Source organism: Methylobacterium aquaticum (genome assembly GCF_016804325.1).
Classification (GTDB): Bacteria; Pseudomonadota; Alphaproteobacteria; order Rhizobiales; family Beijerinckiaceae; genus Methylobacterium; species Methylobacterium aquaticum_C.
Map to the genome: position 1 here is coordinate 4430866 of NZ_CP043627.1, position 20593 is coordinate 4451458.

The 20593-nt window shown below is 72.3% G+C and carries 17 protein-coding genes; 9 read left to right on the top strand and 8 right to left on the bottom strand.

Annotated elements, in window-relative coordinates:
• Positions 1-89: 89 nt before the first annotated feature.
• Both F1D61_RS20230 and greA read left to right on the top strand, forming a co-directional pair.
• Positions 90-1079: an MDR family oxidoreductase gene (locus F1D61_RS20230; protein ID WP_203153556.1), complete on the top strand. Its 990-nt coding sequence runs from the start codon at positions 90-92 to the stop codon at positions 1077-1079.
• 50 nt (positions 1080-1129) lie between these two features.
• On the top strand, positions 1130-1591 hold the full coding sequence (greA, locus tag F1D61_RS20235; RefSeq protein ID WP_203153558.1) for a transcription elongation factor GreA: 462 nt from the start codon (positions 1130-1132) through the stop codon (positions 1589-1591).
• On the opposite strand, the gene F1D61_RS20240 is transcribed toward greA, so the two are convergent.
• Positions 1561-2475 carry a LysR family transcriptional regulator gene (locus F1D61_RS20240; RefSeq protein ID WP_203153560.1) on the bottom strand — a complete coding sequence of 305 codons (915 nt, stop codon included), beginning with the start codon at positions 2473-2475 and terminating at the stop codon, positions 1561-1563. The two genes, greA and F1D61_RS20240, sit on opposite strands and share 31 nt — an antisense overlap.
• A 117-nt stretch (positions 2476-2592) precedes the next feature.
• Here F1D61_RS20240 and wrbA point away from each other — a divergent pair, with 117 nt between their 5' ends.
• A complete protein-coding gene (wrbA, locus tag F1D61_RS20245; protein WP_203153562.1) occupies positions 2593-3192 on the top strand; it encodes an NAD(P)H:quinone oxidoreductase in 600 nt (199 codons plus the stop codon).
• 265 nt (positions 3193-3457) lie between these two features.
• Here wrbA and F1D61_RS20250 read toward each other — a convergent pair whose 3' ends face one another.
• Positions 3458-4429 (bottom strand): L-threonylcarbamoyladenylate synthase, encoded by a 972-nt coding sequence (locus F1D61_RS20250; RefSeq protein ID WP_432443156.1) that lies wholly within the window; start codon positions 4427-4429, stop codon positions 3458-3460.
• A 156-nt stretch (positions 4430-4585) separates the two neighbouring features.
• Here F1D61_RS20250 and F1D61_RS20255 point away from each other — a divergent pair, with 156 nt between their 5' ends.
• The 3 genes from F1D61_RS20255 to F1D61_RS20265 all read left to right on the top strand — a co-directional run bounded on the left by F1D61_RS20255 (position 4586) and on the right by F1D61_RS20265 (position 8219).
• Positions 4586-6355 carry an acyl-CoA dehydrogenase gene (locus tag F1D61_RS20255; protein WP_203153566.1) on the top strand — a complete coding sequence of 590 codons (1770 nt, stop codon included), beginning with the start codon at positions 4586-4588 and terminating at the stop codon, positions 6353-6355.
• A gap of 251 nt (positions 6356-6606) precedes the next feature.
• The gene (locus tag F1D61_RS20260) at positions 6607-7365 is read left to right on the top strand and encodes an enoyl-CoA hydratase-related protein (RefSeq protein ID WP_203153567.1); all 759 of its coding nucleotides are present in this window, start codon (positions 6607-6609) and stop codon (positions 7363-7365) included.
• Positions 7362-8219, top strand: coding sequence for an SDR family NAD(P)-dependent oxidoreductase (locus F1D61_RS20265; protein ID WP_203153569.1), 858 nt, complete (start codon positions 7362-7364; stop codon positions 8217-8219). The genes F1D61_RS20260 and F1D61_RS20265 overlap by 4 nt, the downstream gene beginning before the upstream one ends.
• Before the next feature lie 346 nt (positions 8220-8565).
• On the opposite strand, the gene F1D61_RS20270 is transcribed toward F1D61_RS20265, so the two are convergent.
• Positions 8566-9621, bottom strand: coding sequence for an IS110 family transposase (locus tag F1D61_RS20270; protein ID WP_246775433.1), 1056 nt, complete (start codon positions 9619-9621; stop codon positions 8566-8568).
• Positions 9622-10040: 419 nt separating this feature from the next.
• Here F1D61_RS20270 and F1D61_RS20275 point away from each other — a divergent pair, with 419 nt between their 5' ends.
• Positions 10041-11258 (top strand): oxalate decarboxylase family bicupin, encoded by a 1218-nt coding sequence (locus F1D61_RS20275; RefSeq protein ID WP_203153571.1) that lies wholly within the window; start codon positions 10041-10043, stop codon positions 11256-11258.
• Between the two features lie 47 nt (positions 11259-11305).
• On the opposite strand, the gene F1D61_RS20280 is transcribed toward F1D61_RS20275, so the two are convergent.
• Positions 11306-11902, bottom strand: a complete 597-nt coding sequence (locus F1D61_RS20280) for a ribonuclease HII (protein ID WP_203153573.1) — start codon at positions 11900-11902, stop codon at positions 11306-11308.
• Between the two features lie 202 nt (positions 11903-12104).
• Between F1D61_RS20280 and lepB the strand changes: the two genes are divergently transcribed.
• On the top strand, positions 12105-13028 hold the full coding sequence (gene lepB, locus F1D61_RS20285; RefSeq protein ID WP_203153575.1) for a signal peptidase I: 924 nt from the start codon (positions 12105-12107) through the stop codon (positions 13026-13028).
• Between the two features lie 9 nt (positions 13029-13037).
• Here the strand turns inward: lepB and F1D61_RS20290 are convergent, their stop codons facing one another.
• Together F1D61_RS20290 and F1D61_RS20295 are read right to left on the bottom strand one after the other, a co-directional pair.
• Positions 13038-14201 (bottom strand): dimethylmenaquinone methyltransferase, encoded by a 1164-nt coding sequence (locus F1D61_RS20290; protein ID WP_203159176.1) that lies wholly within the window; start codon positions 14199-14201, stop codon positions 13038-13040.
• Between the two features lie 94 nt (positions 14202-14295).
• Positions 14296-15228 (bottom strand): LysR family transcriptional regulator, encoded by a 933-nt coding sequence (locus F1D61_RS20295; RefSeq protein ID WP_203153577.1) that lies wholly within the window; start codon positions 15226-15228, stop codon positions 14296-14298.
• A 99-nt stretch (positions 15229-15327) separates the two neighbouring features.
• Between F1D61_RS20295 and F1D61_RS20300 the strand changes: the two genes are divergently transcribed.
• Positions 15328-15693: a hypothetical protein gene (locus tag F1D61_RS20300; RefSeq protein WP_203153579.1), complete on the top strand. Its 366-nt coding sequence runs from the start codon at positions 15328-15330 to the stop codon at positions 15691-15693.
• A gap of 702 nt (positions 15694-16395) precedes the next feature.
• On the opposite strand, the gene F1D61_RS20305 is transcribed toward F1D61_RS20300, so the two are convergent.
• Positions 16396-18021 (bottom strand): alpha-D-glucose phosphate-specific phosphoglucomutase, encoded by a 1626-nt coding sequence (locus tag F1D61_RS20305; protein ID WP_203153581.1) that lies wholly within the window; start codon positions 18019-18021, stop codon positions 16396-16398.
• Positions 18022-18134: 113 nt separating this feature from the next.
• Complete coding sequence (locus F1D61_RS20310; RefSeq protein ID WP_246775434.1) at positions 18135-20417, bottom strand: EAL domain-containing protein; 2283 nt, start codon at positions 20415-20417, stop codon at positions 18135-18137.
• Positions 20418-20593 lie beyond the last annotated feature (176 nt).

A 20593-nucleotide genomic window follows, 5' to 3' on the forward strand; every position in this document is an offset into this window, starting at 1 on the left:
AGAGTCCTTGCCACCATGGGGGCTGCGCCCCAGAAACCCCGTCGAGCGAACGCGGCCGGAACGCCGCGCGCGGGCTGGGAGGCGACGACGTGGGTACCTTCAAGGCGGTGGTGATCGAGAAGGGCGAGGGCGGGCAGCGCGTCGCGCTCAAGGACGTCGACGAATCCGAGCTGATGGACGGCGACGTCACCGTCCGGGTCACCCATTCCACCCTCAACTACAAGGACGGGCTGGCGCTCACCGGCCAGGCCCCGGTGGTGCGGCGCTGGCCGATGATCCCCGGCATCGACTTTTCCGGCGTGGTCGAGACCTCGTCCCACCCGGACTGGAAGCCCGGCGACGCCGTGGTGCTCAACGGCTGGGGCACCGGCGAGACCCATCTCGGCGCCTATGCGGAGAAGTCGCGGGTCAAGGGCGACTGGCTGGTGGCGCTGCCGGCCAATTTCACCCCCGAACAGGCGATGGCGATCGGTACCGCCGGCTATACCGCGATGCTGGCCCTGCTGGCCCTGGAGCGCCACGGCCTCACCCCCGAGGCCGGCCCGGCCCTGGTGACCGGCGCGGCCGGCGGCGTCGGCTCGGTCGCCGTCTCGCTCCTGGCGCGGGCCGGCTGGCACGTCATCGCCTCGACCGGGCGGGCCGAGGAGGAGGCCGACTACCTGCGCGGCCTGGGCGCCGCCGAGATCATCGACCGCGCCGAGCTGAGCGCCCCGGGCAAGCCCCTCGGCAAGGAGCGCTGGGCCGCGACGATCGACGCGGTCGGCGCGACGACGCTCGCCAACGCCCTGGCGATGACCCGGTACGGCGGCGCGGTCGCGGCCTGCGGGCTCGCCGGCGGCATGGACCTGCCGACCTCCGTGGCGCCGTTCATCCTGCGCGGGGTGGCGCTCTACGGGATCGAGAGCGTGATGGCGCCGCTGCCCTTGCGCCGGGAGGCCTGGGCGCGGCTCGCCCGCGACCTCGACCCCTCCGCGCTCTCGGCGATGACCACCACCGTGCCGCTCGCCGGGGTGATCGAGCGCGGGCCGGAGATCCTGGCCGGGCGCACCCGCGGGCGCACCGTGGTGACGATCGCGTAAGCGGACGCGATGCGCGGAACCCTGGCGACGTCCCGCGCATTGCCCGTTTCATGAGCATTGCCTTCGTTCGCGAGAAGGAGGGCGGGGAGGCCTTCGAGGATCTTCCCGACCGTCCCGTCTCCCCGCACCCGAACTTCGTCACGCCGGAGGGCCTCGCCCTCATCGACGCCGAATTGGACCGGCTGCACGCCGAGCATGCCGGCCTGTCGCCCGACGACAAGGCCGACATGGCCCGGGTCAACCGCGACCTGCGCTACTGGACCGCCCGGCGCAACTCCGCCCAGGTGGTGGAGCAGCCGCCCGGCGACACGATCCATTTCGGCTCCACCGTCGCGATCGCCCGCGAGGACGGGACCGAGCAGACCTTCCGCATCGTCGGCGAGGACGAGGCCGATCCGGCCAGGGGCACGCTGTCCTACGTGGCGCCGCTCGCCCGCGCGCTCACCGGCAAGCAGGCGGGCGACGCCGTCACGGTGGCGGGTCACGAGGTCGAGATCGTCTCGGTCCGCTGAGGCGCCCGCCCCTCGATCAGGTCGCGCTCGCGGGTGATCGCGTCGCCGACGAAGTCGAGGAAGGCCCGCACCCGGGCGGCGCGGCGCAGGTCCGGATGGGTGAGGAGCCAGAGACCGGCGGCAAGCTCGGGTTCCGGTCCCGACAGCCGCACGAGGTCCGGGCGACGGTCGCCGATCATGCAGGGCAGGGGACCGATGCCGATTCCGGCCTCCACCGCATCCGCCAGCCCCTGCACGGTGTCGAGGCGCAGGACCAGCTGCTCAGGCACGGTCCTTTCCTGGACGTAGCGCGCCGCCGCCGCGGCCCCGAGGCGCGGTGCCGGCGAGACCCAGCGCCGCTCGCCGGGCGGCATCTCCGGGTCGAGGTCGGCCCGGGCGTAGAGCGCCCAGGCGATGGTGGCGAGGCGCCGTCCCACCAGGGTGTCGGGCGGGTCGTTGGTGGCGCGAAGCGCCACGTCGGCGTCGCGCTTGGCGAGGTTGAGCGCCTGTTCCGACACAACGACGTCGAGGCGGACCTCCGGGCAGCGGGCGCAGAACGCGGCGAGGATCGGGGTCAGGAGGCCGTTCAGCAGCGAGGCCGCGGTGGTGATGCGCAGCTCTCCCGCCGGGCTCAGACCCTGGCCCTCGATCCGCCGGGTGAAGGCCAGCACGTCCTCCTCCATCCGGGCGGCGATGCGCACCATCTCCTCGGCGGCCGGCGTCGGCACGTAGCCGGTGCGGTGGCGCTCGAAGAGCGGCGTGCGCAGGGCCGCCTCGATCTGGCCGAGGCGCCGGAAGGCGGTGGAATGGTTGATGCCGAGCCGCTCGGCCGCCTGGGTCAGGCCGCGCTGGTCGGAGATGGCCTTCACCAGCCGGAAATCGTCCCAGGCGAGGGCGGCGGTCACGCGATCGAACTCCCGACCTTGCGCGCCTGCAAGCGCGGGCTTGCACCATAGGCCATTTCCCCCGCGCCCGCGATCCGCGATGGTCCGCGCCGAGCAACCCTCCGGGAGATCCAAGCGATGGCGAAGGTTCTGGTCCTCTACTACTCGACCTACGGCCATATCGAGCAGATGGCCTACGCGGTGGCCGAGGGCGTCCGCGAGGCGGGGGCCGAGGCGGTGGTCAAGCGGGTGCCCGAGCTGGTGCCGGAGGAGATCGCCCGGCAATCGCATTACAAGCTCGACCAGAAGGCGCCGGTCGCTACGGTCGATGAATTGCCCACCTACGACGCGATCATCTTCGGCACGCCGACCCGCTACGGCAACATGGCCGCGCAGATGAAGAACTTCATCGACCAGACCGGCGGCCTGTGGGCGAAGGGCGCGCTGGTCGGCAAGGCGGGCGCGGTCTTCACCTCGACCGCCTCGCAGCATGGCGGCCAGGAATCGACGATCCTGAGCTTCCACACCGTGCTCTTGCATCAGGGCATGGTGGTGGTCGGCCTGCCCTACAGCTTCCAGGGCCAGCTCGGCACGGCCGAGGTGATGGGGAACTCGCCCTACGGTGCCTCGACCATTGCAGGCGGCGACGGCAGCCGCCAGCCGAGCGCGGTGGAACTGGACGGCGCCCGCTTCCAGGGCCGTCACGTCGCCGGCATCGCGGCGAAGCTCGCCGGCTGACGGTCCGCGCAAGAAAAAAGCCCGGACGCGAATCCGGGCCTCTGAGGCGGAAGGTCGATGGGGGCTTAGGTGACCTTCTAGGACCCATCAACGCGAGGCCTGCGGGATCGGTTCCGTGGGTTTCGCAAATTTTTTTGGGGCGGCGGCTCGGAAAGTGTCCGAGCGGTCACGCCGTGCGATCTGGCGCCCACATCGCCCCCTCGAAACGTCATCCCGGGTTTCAATTCGATCGGTCACCTCGGACAGGCATTCAGGATGAGGTCGCTCACCGCGGTGCCGCCGCTCGCGCCAGCCGGTCGCGGATCGCCTCGCCGAGGTCGTTCTCCGGGATCGGCGCCACCGCGATCGTCGCCGCGCCGCTCGCGTCGAGCCGGCGCAGAAAGGCGAAGAGGTGGGCCGCCGCCTCGGCGAGGTCGCCGGCCGGGCTGAGATTGAGGGAGAGCGCGGCCCGATCGAGCCCGTCCGGTGGGACCGGGCCGTACAGCAGCGCCGCCTCGCCGGGCCGGATCTCCGCGGCGTCGAGCCGCACCGCGGCGCGGGGCGCGTAATGCGAGGCGAGGAGCCCCGGGGAGACCGGAGCCGCCCCCGCCGGCGCACCCGGCAGCGCCAGCGTCCGGCCCAGAACCGCCTCGATCGCCTCGCGCGACACCCCGCCCGGGCGCAGCAGCGCCGGCGGCCCGTCGAGGCACGCGACGATGGTCGATTCGACGCCGACCGGGCAGGGGCCGCCGTCGAGGACCGCCGCGATCCGCCCGTCGAGATCGCCGAGGACGTGGTCGATGTCCGTCGGGCTCACCCGCCCCGAGCGGTTGGCCGAGGGCGCCGCCACCGGGCAGCCGGCCGCCGCCAGCACCGCGCGGGCCACGGGACTGGCCGGCACCCGCAAGGCCACGCTTCCCAGGCCCGCCCGGGCGAGGTCGCAGACGCGGGCCGTCTCGGCGACCGGCACCACCAGGGTCAGCGGGCCGGGCCAGAACGCCTGCGCCAGGGCCAGGGCATCCTCGCCGAACACCCCCTCGCGCCGCGCCGTCTCAAGGTCGGGCAGGTGGGCGATCAGCGGGTTGAATCGCGGCCGCTCCTTGGCGGCGTAGATGCCCGCCACCGCCGCCGGGTCGCCCGCATCGGCGCCGAGCCCGTAGACCGTCTCGGTCGGGATCGCCACGAGCTTGCCGGCGCGCAGCAGGGCGCTGGCCTCCAGGATGCCCGCGGCATCGGCGGTCAGCCGCCGTGTCGGCATTGACCCCGCGGGATCGTTCACGTCTAAACTGTCGGTCGCCATGCCGCCGGCCGTAGCGTCGGCGGCAGCCACACGTCAAATCCAAAGGGCGGTTTTCCGGGGACCCGTGCGGCGGTTCCCGCGGCGAGGCCGACCCGCTCCCGGGAGGAGCCCTCGATGACCTATCGCGCGCCCGTGGCCGAGATGGCCTTCACCCTCCGGCACGTCGCCGGGCTCGACCGCGCCATCGCGGAGGGCCTGCACGGCGACCTCTCGGACGACCTCGTCGACACGATCCTCGAGGAGGCTGGGCGCTTCGCCAACGACGTGGTGGCGCCCCTGAACAAGGTCGGCGACCGCCACGGCACCCCGCTCGAGGACGGCGTGGTGACGATGCCGCCGGGCTACCGCGAGGCCTACCGCGCCTGGACCGAGGGCGGCTGGAACGCGCTCCCGGGCCCGGTCGAGTATGGCGGCCAGGGCCTGCCGATCCTGCTCAACGCCGCCTGCATCGAGATGTGGAACTCCGCCGCCATGGCCTTCGGCCTCGGGCCGCTCCTCACCGCCGGCGGCGTCGAGGCGCTGAGCCGCCACGGCAGCGAGGAGCTGCGGTCGCGCTACCTCGAGAAGCTCGTCTCGGGCGAGTGGACCGCCACCATGAACCTCACCGAGCCGCAGGCCGGCTCGGACCTCTCGGTGATGCGCACCCGGGCCGAGCCCGTCGGCGACGGCTCGTACCGGATCTCGGGCGAGAAGATCTACATCACCTGGGGCGAGCACGACCTGACCGACAACATCGTGCATCTGGTGCTCGCCCGGCTGCCCGACGCGCCTCCCGGCACCCGCGGCATCTCGCTGTTCCTGGTGCCGAAGGTGCGGCCGGACGGGTCGCGCAACACGCTCAAATGCGCCGGCATCGAGCACAAGCTCGGCATCCACGGCTCGCCGACCTGCACCATGGTGTATGACGGCGCGACCGGCTGGCTCGTCGGCGAGGCCAACCGCGGCCTGGCCTGCATGTTCACGATGATGAACAATGCCCGCCTCGGCGTCGGCCTCCAGGGCGTCGCCATCGCCGAGCGGGCCTACCAGCAGGCGCTGTCGTATGCCCGCGACCGCCGCCAGGGCCGGGCGAGCACCGCCGCCGACGGGGCGAGCGCGATCATCGATCATCCCGACGTGCAGCGGATGCTGCTCACCATGAAGGCCCTGACGGGGGCCTCCCGCGGCATCTGCTACCTGACGGCGGAGGCGATCGACCGCGCCCACCGGGCGCCGGACGAGGCGGCGCGGAGAAGCGCGCAGGCCCGGGCCTCCCTGTTGACCCCGGTGGCCAAGGCCTTCTCGACCGATATCGGCATCGAGGTCGCCTCGCTCGGCATCCAGGTCCATGGCGGCATGGGCTTCGTCGAGGAGACCGGCGCCGCCCAGCACCTGCGCGATGCCCGCATCGCCGCGATCTACGAGGGCACCAACGGCATCCAGGCGATCGACCTCGTCACCCGCAAGCTGCCGCTGGAGAACGGCGCGGTGGTGCGCGGCCAGATCGGCGCGATGCGGCTCGTCGCCGAGCGGGTGCTGAAGGAGGGCGGTCCCGCCTTCGGCCACACCGCCCCGCGCCTGCGCGAGACGATCGAGGCGCTGGACCGGGCAACAAGCTATCTCCTGAAGGCGCTGGGCTCGAACCGGCCCGACGAGGCGCTTGCCGGCGCGACCCCGTATCTCCGCCTGTTCGGCCTCGCCCAGGGCGGCACCTGCCTGGCGCAAAGCGCGCTCGCCGCCAACGCGGCGTCGAAGGCCGGCGACGGCGATCCGGCGCACCCGGCCCGCATCGCGCTCGCGCGCTTCTTCGCCGAGAACCTCGCCACGGCGAGCCGGGGGCTGGAGGAGACGGTGATCGGCGGCGGCGGCTTCCTGCAGGATGGGGGGCTGGCGCTGGCGGGGTGAGGGACTCTCTCGAAAGAGAGTTCAAATCCCCTGTTTCGAACCCTCCGCGTCATCCCGGGGCCGCGAAGCGGAGCCCGGGATCCAGAACCGCAGTTGGCTCAGAATGCGGAGGAGACCGTCCCGGCATCTCCTGAGAAAACTGAGTGTCTGGATTCCGGGCTCCGCTACGCGGCCCCGGAATGACATGGTGGGTGTCATTCCGTTGATTGGGCCCATCGTCGCCCGTCCGAGCATCTACTGGTGAGCTTCCCATGACCGACCACGTCCGCATCACCGACCAGCCCGGCGGCGTCCGCCTCGTCCAGCTCGTGCGCCCCGAGAAGAAGAACGCCCTCACGGGCGCGATGTACGACGCCATGCGGGAGGCGCTCGAAGGCGCGGACCGTGAAGGGTCGGGCGTCGGCGCCGTGGTCTTCGCCGGCACCGAGGGCGTGTTCACCGCCGGCAACGACATCGCCGATTTCGTCGCCCGGGCGGAGAAATCCTTCGGCGAGGCGCCGTCGCTGCGCTTCATCCGCCAGCTCGCCGTGACCCGCACGCCGATGGTGGCGGCGGTGGACGGGCTCGCGGTCGGGGTCGGCACGACGCTGACCTATCATTGCGACCTCGTCTACGTGGCGCCCGCCGCGACCTTCCGGATGCCCTTTGTCGATCTCGGCCTCGTGCCGGAGGCTGCCTCCAGCTACCTGGTGCCGCGCCGGATCGGGCTGGTGAAGGCGACCGAATTGCTGCTCCTCGGCGAGGCCTACGGCGCCGACGAGGCGGTGCGGCTCGGGCTCGCCAACGCGGTCGTGCCGGCCGACGGGCTCCTCGAACACGCCCTGGCGCAGGGCGCCAAGCTCGCGGCGAAGCCCCGCCAGGCGCTCGCCGCCGCCCGCCGGCTGATCCGCGGCGACCACGAGGCCGTGCGCGCCGCGATGGATGCGGAGGCCCAGGCCTTCGACGCGGCGCTCCGCTCGCCCGAGGCGCAAGCCGCGTTCCAGCGCTTCCTGTCCCGCGGCACCCGGTGAGGCCCCCGGGCGTCCCGGACCTGTCGGGAAAGGTCTGCCTCGTCGCCGGCGCCTCGCGCGGGGTCGGCCGCGGCATCGCCCGGGCCTTGGGCGAGGCCGGTGCCACCGTGGTGGTCACCGCCCGCTCCAGCGAGACCGGGGCCCGCACCGACCAGCGGGCGGAGGCCCTGGAGGACACCGCCCGGGAGGTCGACCTCGCCGGCGGGCGCGGCCACCACTACCTCTGCGACCATACCCGCGAGCCCGAGGTGGACGCGATGGTGCATTGGGTGCTGCGCCGCTTCGGCCGCATCGACGTCGCGGTGTCGAGCATCTGGGGTGGCAACGAGGGCTATGACGGGGTGCGCTACCCCGACGGCGCCACCTGGGGCACCGCCTTCTGGCGCCGCGGTCTTGCCCCCTTGCGCCACAACCTCGAGACCGGCCCGCTCGCCGGGCTGATCCTCGCCCGGGCCGTCGCCCCCGCCATGGTCTCGGCCAAGGGCGGGCTCCTCGCCCTGGTCTCGTTCGGCACCGACGACTACCTCGGCGACCTGTTCTACGACCTCGCCAAGGCCGCCACCAACCGCCTGGCCTTCGCGATGGCGCAGGAACTGGCGCCCTACGGCGTCACGGCCCTGGCGCTCGCGCCCGGCCTGGTGCGGACCGAGCGGGTGCTGGAGGCCGGGATGGGCGAGGAGGCCGGGGAGAGCCCGCTCTATGCCGGGCGGGCGCTGGCGGCGCTGGCGGGCGATCCCGCGGTCGCGTCCCAGGCGGGACGGGTGCTGCACGCCGCCGACCTGGCGCGGGCCTACGGCTTCACCGACGAGGATGGCAGCCGGCCGGAGCGGTACCGGGCGGGTGATGGTGTTTGAGGGCCTGTTGGGCCGAATCGACAGTCTTTACACCCTCTTCGTCATGTATGGACGGCCCCCGTTTCGCAAGGGTTTGTGAGCATCGGTTTGAGCCAGTCGGTTCAGGAGCAGTCATGTATCCGGCCTCTGATGCCATCGTGTCGCCCCCGTGAAGGGACGAGGACGATGGCGGGCCACCAAGGGGTTCGCACAAGCGTTCCTTGCGAGGACCAGGCTCCCAACATTCCGACGCGCTGTTGCGCGCAATGACGTGGCGGAGTGTCCCGGTCCCAGGGTCCCTCATCCTGCTCTGGCCTTGGCCGTGCTTACAGCTCCTTGCTCACCGAAGGTTTCGTCCCGCCGCTCCTCAAGCGGCGGCGGGACGAAGCCGACCTGCCTGACCGCGCCGGCGCGTCGCGTCGTACGCCTCGCCGGTGGTCAGGATCGCCCAGACGGTGCGCGCCAGCTTGGCCGCCAGCGCCACCGCCGCCACCCGGGCCGGGCGCCGCTTCAGCAACTCGGCCAGCCACGGGTCCATGTCGTCGGGGTGACGCTTGGCCTTGGCCAGCGCCGCCGTCGCCCCCAGCACGTAGAGCCGGCGCAGCCGCTGGTCGCCCGCCTTGCTGATCCGCCCCGTGCGCCGCGTCTGCCCGCTGGCGGAGGTGCGTGGCGTCAGCCCCAGCCATGCCGCGTAGTCGCGCGCGCTGTCGAACTGCTGACCCTCGCCAATCGCCGCGCGCGTCGCATGGGCGATCATCGGCCCGACGAACGGGATCGTCATCAGCCGCTGGGCCACCGCGTCCGCCTTGGCCTCGGCCTTGATCTGCGCCTCGATCTCGGCGATCGCCTCGACCTTCTCGTGCCAATGCCTGACCAGCACCCGCAGGGCCGCCAGGAGCGTCCGCGGGATGTCGGGGTGGCCCGCCTCCACGAACCCGATCACCGCCTTGGCGCCGGCATCGCCCCGGGCCCCCACCAGCCCGAACTCGGCCAGGTGACCGCGCAGGGCGTTGATCAGCTGGGTGCGCTGGCCCACCAGGAGGTCTCGCGCCGTGTGCAGGCCGCGCGCGCCTTGCTGCGCGACGCTCTTGACCGGCACCCGCGGCATGTCGGGGCGGGTCGCGGCCACCGCAATGGCATGGGCGTCGCGGGCATCGGTCTTGTTGCGCTGGACGAACGGCTTGACGTAGGCCGGCGGCAGCAGGCGGACCTCGTGGCCGAGATCGCGGATCTGGCGCGCCCAGTAATGGGCGGTGGCGCAGGCTTCCATCGCCACCACGGTGGCGGGGATCGTCTTGATCGCCGGCAGCAGCTTGTCGCGCGAGAGGCGCTCGGTGCGGACCACGGCGCCCTGCGCGTCCTGAGCCTCGAACTGGAAGACGGACTTGGCGATGTCCAGGCCGATGATGCTAATCTGCGTCACGGACGGTCTCCTCGGTTGGGTGTCAGACGACCTCAACCTGGCACTTATGATGCCGGCGGGGGCCGTCCACCCCAACATCCCGGGGCTCGGCGTAGCCGAGAACCCGGGATCCATAACCGCTGACGGCGAAGGACTCGGCGGACTGCATCCCGCCTCATCCTGTATCGTCAGCGGGTATGGATCCCGGGTTCCGCTTTCGCGGCCCCGGGATGACGCGGTGGGTTTCAAGTCGGTGTTCTAGAGCAAATCGGCCCCGAGACTTCGCACTACCGACATCGTCCGCGCGAAACACCTGCCGCCCTGCCATCCAGCCCTGCGTCAGGCCGCATCCCTGCTGCGGAACCCATGGCCGGGCGACGCATTGTCGGGCGTCGTCCGGGGCCGCGCATCCTCGCCCCGCCCACCGGTGGAGGCCACCCATGACGCTCATCTCCCGCCGCGACACCCTGGCCGCCGCGGCGGCCGGTCTCGTCGGCACCGCCGCCGGCGCGCAGGCGCAGACCGCCGCCCAGCCCGTGCGCGGCAAGGACGGGGCGGACATCCTCGGGCCCACCAACCCGGCGCGCCAGGCCGAGGAGCCGTTCACCACGCTCCCGCCCAGGACCGATCACGGCACGATGCCGAACCTGAAATGGTCGTTCGCCGACAGCCACATGCGGCTGGAGGAGGGCGGCTGGGCGCGCCAGACCACGGTGCGCGAATTGCCGATCTCGACCGCCATGGCGGGCGTCAACATGCGGCTCAAGGCCGGCGTCGCCCGGGAGATGCATTGGCACAAGGAGGCCGAGTGGGCCTACATGCTCAAGGGCCGCGCCCGCATCACTGCCGTCGACCAGGCCGGCCGCACCTTCGTGGACGATGTGGCTGAGGGCGACCTCTGGTACTTCCCGTCCGGCATCCCGCACTCGATCCAGGGATTGTCGGGCGATGTCGACGGCTGCGAATTCCTGCTCGTCTTCGACGACGGCCATTTCTCCGAAGATTCGACATTCCTGATCACCGACTGGCTCGCCCACACCCCGCGCGACATCCTGGCGAAGAATTTCGGGGTGCCGGAATCGGCCCTCGCCCACCTGCCGGAAAAGGAGAAGTACATCTTCCCGGCGCCGATGCCGGGGCCGCTCGCCGGCGACCGCACCGGCGGCGCCGGGCCGGTGCCGGATGCCTTCAGCCATCGGATGCTGGCCCAGGAGCCGATCCGGACGAAGGGCGGCACCGTCCGCATCACCGATTCCAGGAACTTCCCGGCCTCGAAGACCATCGCGGCGGCCCTCGTCGAGCTGGAGCCGGGCGCGTTGCGCGAGCTGCACTGGCACCCGAACGGCGACGAGTGGCAATACTACCTCTCGGGTCAGGGCCGGATGACGGTGTTCGGCTCCGAATCGAAGGCCCGCACCTTCGATTACCAGGCCGGCGACGTCGGCTACGTGCCCTTCGCCATGGGGCATTACATCGAGAATACCGGCACGACGCCGCTGCGCTTCCTCGAACTGTTCCGCAGCCCGGTCTACGCCGACGTGTCGCTGAACCAGTGGATGGCGCTCACCCCGCACGCCCTGGTGCGGGCGCATCTCGCCATCGACGAATCGGTGCTGGCGGGCCTGCCGACGGGCAAGACGCCGGTCCTGCCGGGGTGAGGCGCCTCGCCGGGAGCCGTCACGCGGGCATCGTTACAGGCTCTTAATCACAGGCTCTTGGACTTGAAGCTCAGCCGGTGATGCCGGGTGAGGCCGAGGCTCGCCATCGCGGCCCGGTGCGCCGCGGTGCCGTAGCCGACGTTGCGCTCCCAGGCATAGGCCGGGTGGCGCCGCGCCAGCGCCCGCATCAGCCGGTCGCGCGCCACCTTGGCGACGATCGAGCTCGCGGCGATCTGGGGCACCAGCCGGTCGCCGCCGATGAAGGCCCGGCAGGGCAGGGGCAGGCCGGGCGGCACGTCGCGCCCATCCACCGCCACCTCCGCGGCGATGCCGAGGCGCGCCACCGCGCGGCGCATGGCGTCGAGGGTGGCGGCGCGCACGTTGATCCGGTCGATCAGGTCGCGGGAGGCGCCGGCCAGCGCCACGCGCCCTTCCGCCATGATCCGCGGCGCCAGGCGCTCGCGGGTGGCGGCGTCGAGGCGCTTGCTGTCGTCGAGGGCCTCCAGCAGGTCCCCCGGCAGGAGGGCGGGATCGAAATGCACCGCCGCGACGATCACCGGGCCGCAGAGCGCGCCGCGGCCGACCTCGTCGCAGCCGATCAGGACGGGATAGCGGGCGGCGTGGCGGGCATCGAACGGGCGCATCGCGCAGATGTGCCCGCGTTCGGGTTTCGAAATCCCTGCTTCGCGCACCCGGCGGTGTCTCCCATCCGGCCGGTGCGGCGATCGGGGGGGCGGCACGCGCGGGATCCTAAGCGCGATACGGCCCGTTCATCATCCTCTCCCAAGATCGCGAGGGCGCTTGGCGACGGCGGGACCGCCCGGCCCTCCCGCCGACAGGAGACCGATGACCGATCCGACCGCGCCGCCACCGAACCGCCTGCGCCGCTGGGGCGGCATGGCCCTCGCCGGCCTGCTCTCGCTGATCTGCCCCGGGCTCGGCCATGTCCGCGCGCGGGCCTGGCCGCTCGGCGCGGCCCTGGTGGTCGTCTGGACCGTCGCGACGGTGGTCCTGTGCGGGATCACCGCCCTGTGGCCGCCGACGCCGCCGGTGGTGACGGCGTGGCTGGTCCTGCTCGCGCTCGCCATCCTGGTCTGGATCGGCACCGCCCTCGATGCGATGCGGCGGGCCCGGTCGTCCGCCACGCGGCCCCGGCCGCCCTGGTGGCGCTCGGCCTGGCTCGCGGCCCTCGTGGTCGTCCCGCTCCAGGCCGGGCTGGATTCCACGCTGCCGTTCGGCTGGCGCTCGTTCTCCATTCCCTCCGCCTCGATGAATCCCGGCCTGGTGGTGGGCGACGTGTTCCTGTCGGATGCCCGCCCGGACCGCCCCTTTCCGGCCCGGGGCGACATCGTGATGTTCAGGCCGAAGGCGTCCCCCGACAAGGTCTACGTCAAGCGCGCGGTCGCCCTGCCCGGTGACACCGTCGCGATGACGAACGGGTCCCTGATCCTGAACGGCCGGCCTGTGCCGGAGGAGGCGGAGGGGAGCATCACGGTCGGGAGCGGCCAGACGGCACGCGTTGTCGTCGAACGGCTGCCGGGCAGCCCCGGCTACCGCATCGCCCGGCTCGACGAGGCCGCCGGCGTGCGGGACCTGCCGCCGCGGACGATCCCGCCCGGCGCGGTGTTCGTGCTCGGCGACAACCGGGACAACAGCCTCGACAGCCGCCACGACCAGGTCGGGCTCGTCCACGCCGAGGACCTGGTCGCGACGGGCGGCACCTTCACCTGGTCGCCGGTGCAGGGCCGCCTGCTGACGGCCCTGCGCTGAGGCAGGGTTTCAGCCCTTCCAGTTCTTCAGCGCCGCGAACGGGCTGTTGGCGGCGGCGCTCTTCGGCGGGTTGAGCACCGGCTCGACCTGGGCCACGGCATCGCCGAGCGAGAAGGCGGTGCCGCTCGGCAGCTTGCCGCCGGCGGCGTCCTGGTGGCCGCCGCCGCGGAACAGGCGGGCGCCGTCGAGGGCGGTGCCGTCGATCGAGCGGAACGACAGGGTGCCGGCGCGCTGCACGTTGACGAGGCGCTTGGCCCGCCCGCTCGCCATCACCAGGTCGGAGACCCGCTGGAAGGTGCCGGCATCGAGGGCGAAGGACAGGAGGGTGCCGTCGGGCAGCGCGTGGAACAGGGCGTCGGAGCGGGCGAGCGCCCGGGCCATCCGCTGCCGGGTGGTCAGGCGGGCATCGTCGTCGGGCGCGTCGCGCATCAGGTCGTCGACGATCGCGCCGCGGATCGCCGGCACGGCGCGTTCCAGCTCGGCCGGGGTCGCGCCGGCGCGGAGCTTGGCGGTCGCCTCGAGCAGCAGGCGGGCGACGAAGGGGTCGTGCGCGGGATGCCCGACCGGCACCAGGGTGCCGACATTGTCCCAGAAGATCTCGTCGAGGGCGAAGCCGCCGGGGAAATGCGGATCCTCCTTGCGCCAGAGGTCGAGGGCGTCGACGGAGGCCACCAGCAGCGCCAGATCCTCGGCCCGGGCCGGATCGGCCTCGCGGGTGGCGAACAGGGCGCGGTGGGTGTCGACCATCCTGGTCGCGCTGGAATTCTCGTCGATCAGCACCGTGACCGACGGATCGCCGAGGTCGAACCGCGACAGGCGCGGATTGTCGGCGTCGGGCTTCGGCTCCAGGTTCTGGCGCCGCATCTGGTCGATCGAGGAGGTGTGGTGGTCGAGGACGATCAGCCGGTGCTGGGCCTCCGGCTCGCGCTTGCGGTTCATGGCCGCGAAGCGGCGCAGGAAGGCGATCGTCGGCTCCTCGATGCCGAGATCGGTGATCAGCACCATCTCGGCCGCCTTGGTCTTGGTCAGCCGCTTCAACTCGTCGTCGACGACGGGACCGACATCGCCGTAGCGCGGCACGTGCACGATCCGGGCGGGCTCGGCATAGGAGGCGACGAGGGTCGCGGCGCCGTAGCCGTCGAGGTCGTGGTGGGTGATCTGGGTCAGGCGCACGTCGAAGGGTCCGGGTCGGTTCACGTCGGGAACGAATCCCGCCAGCATAGCGGCTCGCGCGCGGTTCCGGCAGGGCCCGGGGACAGGGAAAGCGTCAGGCGACGACCGGCGCCTCCTCCGCCAGGCGCCGCAGCAGGTCGCGCAGCCAGCGATGGGCCGGATCGTCGTCGTAGGAGGCATGCCAGAGCATCCCGACCGCCACGTCGTCGAGGGGGACCGGCGCGGGGCTCACCGTCAGCCCGAGGGTCTCGGCGAAGAGATGCGCCAGGCGGGCATGCATGGTGGTGAGCACCGGGGCGCTGCGCACCAGGAACGGCACCGCCACGAAGCGCGGCGAGGTGACCGCGAGGGTGCGGGCGAGGCCGAGCCTGGCCAGCGCATCGTCCACCACCCCGTGGGCGGTCCCGCGCAGGCTCGTCAGCACGTGGGGGAAGCGCAGGTAATCGTCCAGCGAGATCGGCGGCGTCAACCCGACCAGGGCGGCGTTGAACAGGCAGACGTAGCTGTCGCGGTAGAGCAGGCGCTGCTTGTGGTGCATCTGCCCGCGGAACGACAGGTCGATGGCGAGGTCGATCCGGTCGGCATCGATCTCTTCCAGAAGGTGCGCCCGGTCGACCGAGCGCAGGAGCAGGCTGATCCCCGGCGCCTCCCGCCGCAGATGGGCGAGAAGCCGGGTGCCGAGCAGAACCTCCGTGCTGTCGGGCAGGCTGATCGTGAAGGTGCGCACAACCGTGCGGGGATCGAAGACCTCCTCCCGGCGCACCAGGGTCTGGACCTGGCGCAGGACCGTCCGCACCGGTTCGGCGAGCGCGAGCGCCCGCGGGGTCGGCCGCATTCCCTCGGGCGCCCGTGTCAGGAGTTCGTCGCCGAACAGGACCCGCAGGCGCGCGAGCGCGGAACTCATCGCCGACTGCCCGATGCCGATGCGGGACGCCGCCCGGGTCACGCTGCGCTCGGCGAGCAAGGCGTCGAAGGCGACCAGAAGGTTGAGGTCGATCCGGGAAAGATCGATATGATCAATAGTCATTATCGATGCGATCTGTTTGATCGATGCTGCACTGCAGCGCATATCGGGGTCAACAGGGTGGGCCGAACCGGACCCGCCGCAACCCGGACATCCCGCATCATGACGTTTCGCACAGCCTCCCGCCTCACCCTCACTCTCGCCGCCGCGACGCTCCTCGCGGGCGCGGTCCAGGCGGACGAGCTCCGGCCCGCCCGGGCGGCCAGCCTCGATCTCGGCCCGCTCGCCGGCATCGCCTATTACACCGCCGAGCCGGACGGCCACCACGTGGTGGTGACCCTCGCGCCGCGGGCGGCGGCGCCGGCCTCCCGCGTCGAGGCAGTGCTCGCCTCCGGCCAGAGCCTCACGGTCTCGACGCCGCGCCAGGACGGCGCCGCGGCCCGCACGGTCACGATCACCCGCCGGGGCGAGACGACGACCGTCGAGGCCGTGGCGATCCGCAGCCTGGACAGCGCGGCGCTCAATTGAGAGGCCCGGGGCGTTCGGGCCTCGCGGTCCGAGCGCCCCCCAGTTCAAAGGTGGGGCGCCTCTCTCCCCCATGTGGCGACGGCCTCGGTGGAAGTGATACCAACGGTCATTGAAAACGACCTTTGGTTCCATTCTCGAATTTTCGTCAAGCCTCTGGCTTGGCATCGAAAATTCGAGATGGGTCAATGGACCGGTGCGTCAGCACCTTGGGCCATTGGTATGGGTCGCGTGCGAGCGAAGCTCCGGCGAGCATGGCCGAGACGCGCTCCCGGCCGCGCGCGACGACCTCGGGACCGGGTGGCGTGTCGGGCCCGTTCCAGCCGCCATGGCGGGCCACGATCCCCGGACAGCCGGCTCGGGCTGCCGGCGGGGTGAGGGTTGCGCAAGCCGGCCGTGCCGCCCTCGCGGGGCGCGACCCTGGTCGGCGAGGACGATCGGGCTCCGGGCCGTGTGCCGGCACCGTCGCGGCGGCCGTGACGGCTTCGCTGCCGCCCAACCGTGCTCAGCCCCACGCTGCCCGCGGCAACGATCCGCTCAACCAGCCACGCACCAGGCGATTCCGTGCGCGCGTCGCCCGAGCCCGCCCCCGCATCGGCCGTCCCCGCTCATCCGCGAGGACGCCCGATTCGCTCAAACCGAATCATGCCCGTGAAGGCCGTCACCCGCAGAGGGGGGAGGGTTCGCGCCGCGGCGCCGTTCCTCTCACGTCACGACCGACGGCTCGGTCCGGCCGGTATGCTGCACGATTCCCGCGATCGCCTCGGCGGCCGCGACGACCGGGGCCAGCATCTCGGCGGTCGGCGCATCGAGCCGATCCTTCGAGAACCGCTCGAGATAGACCCGGAGCGTCGCCCCGACCGTGCCGGTGCCCGACAGGCGGAACACCACCCGGGCATCCTCGCGGAACAGGATCCGCACGCCCTGGCGGGCCGTCACCGAGCCGTCGACCGGGTCGGTATAGGCGAAGTCGTCCGCCGCCTCGACGGTCAGCCCCCCGAAGCTCCGTCCCGGCAGCCCGGCGAGCTTGTCACGAAGGGCCTTCATCAGACCTTCGGCCGCGGCGCTCTCGACCTCCTCGTAATCGTGGCGGGCGTAGTAGTCGCGCCCGAACGTCGCCCAATGGTCGCGCACCACCCGGTCGGCGGGTGTCTTGGTGGCGGCGAGCAGGTTGAGCCAGAGCAGCACCGCCCACAAGCCATCCTTCTCGCGCACGTGGTTCGAGCCGGTGCCGGCGCTCTCCTCGCCGCAGAGCGTGATCCGCCCGGCATCGAGCAGGTTGCCGAAGAACTTCCAGCCGGTCGGGGTCTCGAAGGCCGGGATGCCGAGGTGAGCGGCGACCCGGTCGGCGGCGCGGCTCGTCGGCATCGAGCGGGCGATGCCGGCAAGGCCCGCCTTGTAGCCCGGCGCCAGATGCGCGTGGGCGGCGAGGATCGCCAGGCTGTCGCTCGGGGTGACGAAGAGGTGGGGGGCGACGATCATGTTGCGGTCGCCGTCGCCGTCCGACGCCGCGCCGAAATCGGGCGCGTCCGGGCCGGTCATCTCCACCATCAGGTCGTGGGCGTGGACCGGGTTCGGGTCGGGATGGTGGCCGCCGAAATCGGGCAGCGGCTCGGCATTGACCACCGTGCCGGCCGGCGCTCCCAGGCGCCGCTCCAGGATCTCGACGGCGTAGGGGCCGGTCACCGCGCTCATCGCATCGAAGCGCATCCGGAAGCCGGAGCGGAACAGGGACGCGATGGCGGGAAAATCGATCAGCGTCTCCATCAGCGCGGCGTAATCCGCCACCGGATCGATCACCGTGACGGTGGCCTCGCCCAAGCGCACGTCGCCGAGCGTGTCGAGGTCGATGTCGGCGGCCTCGACGATGCGGTACTCGCTGATGACCTTGGTGCGGGCAAAGATCGCCTCGGTCACCGGCTCGGGCGCCGGGCCGCCGTTGCGGCCGTTGAACTTGATGCCGAAATCGCCCTCGGGCCCGCCGGGATTGTGGCTCGCCGACAGGACCACGCCGCCGATCGCGCCGTATTTGCGGATCACGCAGGAGGCCGCCGGGGTCGAGAGCAGGCCGCCGCGGCCGACCAGGATGCGCGAGAAGCCGTTGGCGGCGGCGATCTTCACGGTCGTCTGCACCACCTCGCGGTTGAGGAAGCGCCCGTCGCCGCCGACCACGAGCGTCGTGCCGGCCCGGTCGGGCAGGCAATCGACGATCGCCTGGACGAAGTTCTCGACGTAGCCGGGTTGGCGGAAGACCGGCACCTTCTTGCGCAGCCCCGACGTACCGGGCTTCTGGTCGGGGAAGGGCTGCGTGGGGACGGCCTTGACGGTCATGGAGGTCTCGCCTCGGGAGAGGGGCGGGGCCGGACGGCCCCTTCACGCGAGGCTTATGCCGCCTCGCGCCGGCGGCGGCCAGCCCGGGCCGCCGGTTTCGCGGTTCTCCCCCCTCACGCCGCCGTCTCGGCGGCGGGCGGCCTGCCGGTGGTCAGGTGCCGGAACCCGTCGATTGGACCGGGGCGGCCGAACAGGTAGCCTTGCGCCTCCTGGCACGCCTCTTCCCCCAGGAAGGCGAGCTCGCCGGTCGTCTCGACGCCCTCGGCCAGGACCGGCAGGCCGAGGCCGCGGCCGAGGCCGAGCACCGTGCGCACGATCGTCGCCGCCTGCTCGCTCGTGTCGACGGAGCGGGTGAAGGAAGAATCGATCTTGATCTTGTCGAACGGAAAGGCGCGCAGGTTCGACAACGACGAGTAGCCGGTGCCGAAATCGTCCATGGCGATCCGCACCCCCATCGCCTTGACCCGCCGCAGGGTCGCGAGCGCCCGCGGCAGGTCGCGGATCAGCGCCGTCTCGGTGATCTCGAGCTCGAGGCGGGCGGGCTTGAGGCCGGTGGTGAACAGCACCTCGTGGACGAGTTCCGCGAAGCCCGCGGCGTGGAGCTGGACCGCCGAGACGTTCACGGCGATGCGCAGGGGCTTGTCCCACGAGGCGGCCTCGCGGCAGGTCTCGCGCAGAACCCACTCGCCGAGATCCAGGATGGTGCCGGTCTCCTCGGCGATCGGGATGAAATGGTTCGGCGGCACGCTGCCGCGCAGCGGATGGTCCCAGCGCAGGAGCGCCTCGAAGCCCACCGCCTCGCCGGTATCGATGCGGTTCTGGGGCTGGTAGACGACCCGCATCTCGCCCCGCTCGACGGCAAGGCGCAGGTCGTGCTCGATCTGGCGCCGCTCGCGGACCTGCACGCCCATCCGCGCCTCGTAGAAGCTCAGGCGGCCCCGGCCCTCCTGCTTGGCGCGGTAGAGGGCGGTGTCGGCCTGGACCATCAGGGTCTGCGCATCCTCGCCGTCATGGGGAAAGAGCGCGATGCCGAGGCTCGCCGCCGCCAGGACGCCGCCGGTCGTGCCCACGGGCCCGGCCTCGGCCTGCCGGAGCGCGGCCAGGATCGCCTCGCCCAGCGCCTCGGCCCCGGCCGCGTCGAGGTTCGGGGCCAGCACGGCGAACTCGTCGCCGCCGAGCCGCGCCAGCATCTGGCCGGGGCTCAGCACGGCGGTGATCGCCGCGCAGACGGCGCGCAGGAGGGCGTCGCCGGCGGCGTGGCCGAACAGGTCGTTGACCTCCTTGAAGCGGTCGAGGTCGGCGCAGAGCACCGCCAGCGGCCGGCCGGCGGCCTGGGCGAGCGCGATCTCCTGCGCCAGCCGGGCGTTGAAGCTGGTGCGGTTCGGCACCCCCGTCAGGGCGTCGTGATGGGCGAGATAGGCGATGCGCGCCTCGGCGCGCTTGCGGGCCCGCAGGTCGCGCACCGCCAGGGCGGCATGCGGCCGGCCGGCGAAGTCGATGACCCGCCGGATCACCTGGACCGGCACCAGGCTGCCGTCGTCGCAGCGCAGCTGCGCCTCGGGCGCTTCCGCGGAGTCGGTCGCCTCCGTCTCGGCGAGGAGGCCGGCGAGGGATGCGCCGGTCAGCGCCGCCGCCTTCCGGCCGACGAGGTCGGCGAAGCTGTCGTTGACGGTGACGATCCGGTCGCCGTCGCAGACCACCAGCCCCTCGGCGGCGGCATTGGCGAGCCCGCGCATCCGGTCGCTCTCCAGCGCGGAGCGGCGCTCGTCGCGAAGATGCAGCCACAGGCCCGCGAAGGCGAGGACCAGGATGGTGCTGCTCGCCAGCGCGATCGCGATGGCGAGGGCCTCCGCCGGCACCGCCGTGCCCGACACCGCGACGCTCGGATCGGGCGTGATCACCGCGGCGGTCATCGCGGTGAAGTGCAGGCCGCAGATGGCCGCCACCATCAGGCCGGCCCCGGCGAGCTTCATCCGGACCGAGCCGTCCCGCAGGGTGGCGGCGAGCGCCAGGCTCCCGAACCCGGCGCCGGCGGCCAGGGCCGCCAGGACCAGGGCGGGATCCCAGGCGACGCGGCCCGCCACCTCGAAGGCCGCCATGCCGGTGAAGTGCATCGCGCCGACGCCCAGCCCGATCTGCGCCCCGCCGAGCCAGGCCGCCCCCGGCAGGCCGGGCCGCAGGGCGATCCAGAATCCGGCCGCCGCCATGCCGATCCCGATCAGCAGCGACAGGCCGGTGAGGCCGATGTCGTAGGCCGAGGCGAGACCGGGCGAGAAGGCCAGCATGGCGATGAAATGCGTCGCCCAGATGCCGGTCCCGCCCGCCAGGGCCGCGGTGGCGAGCCAGAGCCGGCGCTCCCGGCGGGCACTGAGGCGGGCATGGTCGAGAAGCGTCAAGCTGGTTGCTGCCGCAAGGTTGCACACAACCGCTGCGAGAAAAACCAGCTTGAGATCGTGATTTCCGGCAATGCACTCGTACAGGGCAGTCACCACGGATGTCTCGCGCTCAAGCTTGTTGTGCCTTCAGATGCCCGGGTGAGCGTGAACATCCATCCCGGAATCTCGACACTCCC

Coding starts and splice junctions, on each gene's coding strand:
- F1D61_RS20295 (WP_203153577.1), bottom strand. CDS start 15,228: ATGACTATTGATCATATCGATCTTTCCCGGATCGACCTCAACCTTCTG.
- wrbA (WP_203153562.1), top strand. CDS start 2,593: ATGGCGAAGGTTCTGGTCCTCTACTACTCGACCTACGGCCATATCGAG.
- F1D61_RS20300 (WP_203153579.1), top strand. CDS start 15,328: ATGACGTTTCGCACAGCCTCCCGCCTCACCCTCACTCTCGCCGCCGCG.
- F1D61_RS20275 (WP_203153571.1), top strand. CDS start 10,041: ATGACGCTCATCTCCCGCCGCGACACCCTGGCCGCCGCGGCGGCCGGT.
- greA (WP_203153558.1), top strand. CDS start 1,130: ATGAGCATTGCCTTCGTTCGCGAGAAGGAGGGCGGGGAGGCCTTCGAG.
- F1D61_RS20260 (WP_203153567.1), top strand. CDS start 6,607: ATGACCGACCACGTCCGCATCACCGACCAGCCCGGCGGCGTCCGCCTC.
- F1D61_RS20250 (WP_432443156.1), bottom strand. CDS start 4,429: ATGCCGACACGGCGGCTGACCGCCGATGCCGCGGGCATCCTGGAGGCC.
- F1D61_RS20255 (WP_203153566.1), top strand. CDS start 4,586: ATGACCTATCGCGCGCCCGTGGCCGAGATGGCCTTCACCCTCCGGCAC.
- lepB (WP_203153575.1), top strand. CDS start 12,105: ATGACCGATCCGACCGCGCCGCCACCGAACCGCCTGCGCCGCTGGGGC.
- F1D61_RS20280 (WP_203153573.1), bottom strand. CDS start 11,902: ATGCGCCCGTTCGATGCCCGCCACGCCGCCCGCTATCCCGTCCTGATC.
- F1D61_RS20305 (WP_203153581.1), bottom strand. CDS start 18,021: ATGACCGTCAAGGCCGTCCCCACGCAGCCCTTCCCCGACCAGAAGCCC.